Here is a 5,140-nt window from a genome sequence, read left to right on the forward strand (position 1 = left end):
CGTGATGCGAACAATCATCACACACGAAGAACTACCTCAAGTGATCGCAGCGGTGCAATCGGCCGACCCCAGTTGTTTTTACTACTACCACGATATCGAAGGCATTTCGGGTAGTTACTACATCGCACCGATTGGCTGAGAATTCCGCCACGCCCGCATGCTGCAATCGATTTCGGTGAAAGTGAAAGCAGGCAGCGGAATCAGCTTCGGAGGGCAACGATGATTTATTGCATCCAGCGAACGAGATCCGCTTTGCGAGTGATCCCCGTTTCACGTTTCACGATCTCGCCGTTTTTGACCATGACCAGCGTCGGCAAACTGGAGACTTGCATCTCGCGAGCGATCTGTTTGTGTTCGTCAACATTCACTTTCACGATCAACGTGTTGTTTTCAGCAGCGGTCGATTCCAGTTCGTGCAAGATCACGCTTTGCTTGCGGCACGGACCACACCAATCAGCGTAGAAATCCAACAGCACGTTGCCGTTTGCTTCCGCCATCACCGCATCGAGATCACCGCTGGCCGGCAATGTAATCAGCGTGGGCCGTTGGGCTGCAGGGGTCGTTGTCAAACTCGCCAAAGTCGTTGACGCAGTGCTTTCCGACTGAGTCGCCGAAACGGGGGCAATGTGGTTGTCATCGGCGGTCGTTTTGGAAGCAGCAATCGGCTTGGTGGTCGTCGCTGAATTGGCATTTGCGATCGCGTCCTGCTGAATCACTTCTGATTCCTTCACCACTCCGGACAAATCGCTTGAAACGGTACGACCGAATCCAAAACCTGCGGCCGCGCTACACCCGCTGGCCGTCGCAACCACAACCGACAACAACAGGAGCGTACATTTTTGTGAATCATTCATTCGGGATCTCTTGCAGTAAAAGCGGAATATTAGAGTACGTGCTACAAGACCACCTAGGACAACCGCAAGGGCGTTGTCTGATTGTCCGGTTGGCAAGAGGGTGATTGACAATCAGCCGCACCGCCCGCCGTGAACCTTGCAAACGATTCGCAGGAAGCTCCGCAAATGTGAGTTTCACAAAGATCCCGGAGCGACGTTCACCGCTTTCTCTGCCTACGCGTCACCGGGAATGCCGGGGCAATCGCACGACGATCGAACATCACTGGTGGTGAAACTCATAAAATTCCGTTTACAACCCGTATTGCAGCGAGCACTTGGCGGAACCGATGGGAATCGGGGCGGCCCCGCGCCCAATGCCGACTACTTTGGTAACCATCGGAGGGCTCAAGTAGTGGGATTCGCCAGAATTCCCATCTTCGCTGTTGAAACACCAGGAACTCTGGCGAGTCCCACTACCAAAGTAGATGGCATTGGTCGCAAGGCCGTCCACAGGATTTGCCCCACAGCTGGATTTCTGGTTACCAACGGCCCGACGAAACCGCCAGAGGATAGGGTCCGCCGCCTTGGGACCACGCCAGCTTGCTGCGTTTTCCTATAATTTAGCCGAACGAGGGTAGCGTGAAGGTGTCTGGATTGGCTGAGCGCCGAGCAGCGTCGTTGGGGGCGGTGTGCATAATCCGGTCCATAATCACTCCGTTTTATCCTTGTGGTGCGTGACAGAATCTTGAAAACCATTAAACTTCGTTCTATGACAGAAAAAGCTAACGATACCGCCCCCGACGCTGACGCTTCCCTCCCGACGCCAGAATCAAGCGAAAACACGAGTAAAACGACTCCGTCGGATGATGCTGCGCAGAAAAACCCGATGTCTCAGCCTTCGCGTGCGATTCGGCCTCACGGAGTCGAATACAGCCGCAAATTGGCCACCGCCGCCGCCAAGGTCGCTTTGGAAAACAAAGGCCAAGACGTAATGGTTTTGGATGTTTGCGACCAAACCGCCGAATTTGATCTGTTCGTCTTCGCGACAGGATCGAGCCGGCGTCAATTGCACGCGATCAGCGAACAAATCGACGATGTTTTGGAAAAAACGCTGGGCGACCAACGTTTGGGCATCGAAGGATACCAGGACAGCCATTGGATTGTGCTGGACTACGGCAGCGTCGTGATCCACTTGTTCGACGAAGAAACCCGCGACTATTACGATCTCGAATCGCTGTGGGCCGACGGTAAACCGATCCCGCTCGAAGAATTGGGGTTAAAGCCGAACGCCTAGGACGGCGAACGTGGTGTTCGTCAGCATTTTTGAGCCTGTGAACGTGCGTTGCGATACACTTCCTGTCACGAAGATCCCGCCACCGGGAAATCCGGGTGGACGTTCGTGTCGCGAACGTGACGTCATTGTTTTTTGATTGGCGGAGCTCAACGACGCCTCTCATCTCGCTGCGGTTTTTAGTTGCCGCACCCTTCTAACTTTCCCCTCGCTTCTTGGCTGGAATTTTGCACGATGCATCTCCCGAATCAGTTCAGTGTTCGCTTTGCTGAGGCACTTCAATCGTTCGTCGACGACCCGAGTCCGTTCGCTTCGATGATCCGTTCGACCAACGATCCCAAGTTTGGTGATTACCAAGCCAACTGTGCGATGCCGTTGTCGAAAGAGATCGGAAAGAATCCACGTGAATTGGCGTCGGAGATTGTTGAGAAACTGGATCTCGACGCGTTGTGTGAACCGCCCGAAATTGCCGGTCCTGGCTTCATTAACCTGCGATTAAAAGACTCGTTCTTGTTGCAGTCGCTCTCGGATATGCTGAGCGATCCGCGTTGCTTGGTCGCGCTCGCCGAGCCCAAACGCAAGGTGATTGTCGACTTTTCGTCACCGAATGTGGCTAAACCGATGCACGTCGGACATATCCGCAGTACCGTGATTGGCGACGCAATTGCCCGAACCTTGGCCTTTCTTGGTCACGACGTGATCACCGACAACCATCTTGGTGATTGGGGAACCCAATTTGGCATCATCATCTACGGCTACAAACATTTTGGCGACGCGGACCAAGTTGACAAAAATCCGGTCACCGAACTTGCGACGCTGTATCGATTGGTAAATCAATTGATCGAGTATCGCAAAGCCAAGCGAACGGTGGAGCAAATTCCGACTCAATTGACCGAAGCGGAATCCGAGGTTGCTGCCGCCGAACAAGCCCTGCAAGCCGCAGGCGATCCGAAAGCCAAAAAGCAAGCGAAGAAATCGTTAGCCTCGGCCAAGAAGAAAGTGGAATCACTTCAATCGCAAGCCAATTCGCTTCGCCAAAAGATCGAAGCGGTCGAGGCGGATGCTGAGTTGTTGGCACAAGCCGAGGCACATCCGAACGTCGAAAACGCGGTGCTGCAAGAAACGGTCAAGCTGCACCAAGGCGACAGCGAAAACATTGCGTTGTGGACCAAATTCCTGCCGCACTGCAAAGACGAAATCAACCGCATCTACAACCGTTTGAACATCTCGTTTGATCACACCCTCGGTGAAAGCTTCTACCACTCGATGCTTGAACCGGTGGTCGAGGACTTAGAGAAACGAGGTCTCGCTCGCGACAGCGAAGGTGCCGTGTGTGTATTCCTAGATGAATTTGACGCACCGATGATCGTTCGCAAGAAAGACGGTGCGTTCTTGTATGCGACCACCGATATCGCCACGCTGAAATATCGTCTCGAAGAATTTAATCCCGACGAAATCTTGTACGTTGTCGACAGTCGACAAAGCGAGCACTTTGACAAACTGTTCGCCGTGGCAAGAAAGATTGGAATGGAAAACGTGAAAATGGTTCACGTCAATTTCGGGACCGTGCTGGGCGAAAACGGCAAACCGCTGAAGACACGAAGTGGAACGTTGATTGGGTTAGAAGGACTGCTGGACGATGCAGTGAATCGCGCACGCGAAGTCGTTTGCAACCCTGAACGGATTGAAAAAATCGATCCTCCAATGGACGACGCCGAACGAGAACAAGTCGCACAGGTCGTCGGCCACGGGGCGATCAAATACGCGGATTTGTCACACCACCGCACCAGCGATTATAGTTTCAGTTTAGACAAGATGGTCGCGCTCGAAGGCAACACGTCGGCCTATGTTCAATATGCATACGCCCGTACCCAAGGCATTTTGCGAAAAGCAGGGGTGGCCGATTCGGACGTCACGTCGATCGATGCCGCGATCGCAGGATTCACGCATCCTGCGGAACGAGCTTTGGCCGTCAAATTACTGCGTTTCGAAGAAGCGTTGGTCGCGGTCCATCAAGACTATGCCCCCAACGCGTTGGTCGACTATTTGTATGAAACCGCAAAGGCATACGCGGTGTTTAACGATAATTGTCACGTCTTGAAAGCGGAAAGCGAAGCGATCGCGTCGCTTCGTTTGGCTTTGGTAGCATTGACCGGCCGCATCATCCGTAGGTCGTTGTCGTTATTGGGCATCGATGTCGTCGCAAGGATGTAGAATGACCGGCTGAGAGGAACGGCGATTTGCAGGTGAGAACCGCCAAGATTGCCGAAACAAGGGAAAACAAAGATTGACAGATTACCTAGTTGCCCTACGGTAACTTAGCGTTATCTTTGTTTCGAGACCGGCGACCTCTGTTCTTACAAGCTGGAACTCTCATCATGGCAAAAAAGAAATCATCCGGTGTCAATCGTGCCAAAGCGATTCGTGACTACTACAAGGCGCATCCCAATGCCAAGCCGCTTCAAGTCAGTGCCGAATTAAAGAAACAAGGCATCGATGTGACGGCGCAATACGTCAGTACGATTCGCTCGAATTCAAAACGACAACAGGGCGAGGTTGGCAAACCTGGACGGCCAAGCGGCAAGAAGGCGGACAAAGACGCTCCGGCGAAACCAACGAATCACCGCAAACAAAAAGTGTCGCTCCCCTTGTTAGTGCGTTTGAAACACCTAACTCGCGAATTTGGTGGGATTGCCGAAACCCGAGCCGCACTGGACGCGCTCGAAGCAATCAAGGACTAACGCCCATCGTCGCCGACCCAATGTCGCCCGACGTCTCCGACGTCGGCTGCAAACGCGACGTCGCCCCCTGCTGCCTTCACATTCTCTCTCTCCCGTCGCATTCTTTCGTCCGTCCTCGCTGCCCTTTCACATACCCCGGTCTTTGCGTTGCGTCGGCAGAGTCTGACAAACAGGACGACCGATCCCGTTTGGTCAGTTCGACGTCACCTGAACGCAGTTTTCTTCCGATGTCGGCGACAACTGGCGGCGTTGTCAAATTAGCGGGATCGCCAAGT

Annotated in this window: 4 protein-coding genes; 3 read left to right on the forward strand and 1 reads right to left on the reverse strand. The window is 53.4% G+C overall.

Features of this window, described 5'->3' with window-relative positions:
* Positions 1 to 224: 224 nt before the first annotated feature.
* A complete protein-coding gene (locus RMSM_RS42130; RefSeq protein WP_008704976.1) occupies positions 225 to 854 on the reverse strand; it encodes a thioredoxin family protein in 630 nt (209 codons plus the stop codon).
* Positions 855 to 1,602: 748 nt separating this feature from the next.
* Here RMSM_RS42130 and rsfS point away from each other — a divergent pair.
* From rsfS to RMSM_RS27855, 3 genes are all read left to right on the forward strand, one after another.
* On the forward strand, positions 1,603 to 2,127 hold the full coding sequence (gene rsfS / locus RMSM_RS27845) for a ribosome silencing factor (RefSeq protein ID WP_008704979.1): 525 nt from the start codon (positions 1,603 to 1,605) through the stop codon (positions 2,125 to 2,127).
* A 231-nt stretch (positions 2,128 to 2,358) separates the two neighbouring features.
* The gene (argS, locus tag RMSM_RS27850) at positions 2,359 to 4,338 is read left to right on the forward strand and encodes an arginine--tRNA ligase (RefSeq protein WP_008704983.1); all 1,980 of its coding nucleotides are present in this window, start codon (positions 2,359 to 2,361) and stop codon (positions 4,336 to 4,338) included.
* Between the two features lie 164 nt (positions 4,339 to 4,502).
* Positions 4,503 to 4,865: a hypothetical protein gene (locus RMSM_RS27855; RefSeq protein ID WP_008704985.1), complete on the forward strand. Its 363-nt coding sequence runs from the start codon at positions 4,503 to 4,505 to the stop codon at positions 4,863 to 4,865.
* Positions 4,866 to 5,140 lie beyond the last annotated feature (275 nt).

It is taken from the genome of Rhodopirellula maiorica SM1 (assembly GCF_000346295.1).
Lineage (GTDB): Bacteria > Planctomycetota > Planctomycetia > Pirellulales > Pirellulaceae > Novipirellula > Novipirellula maiorica.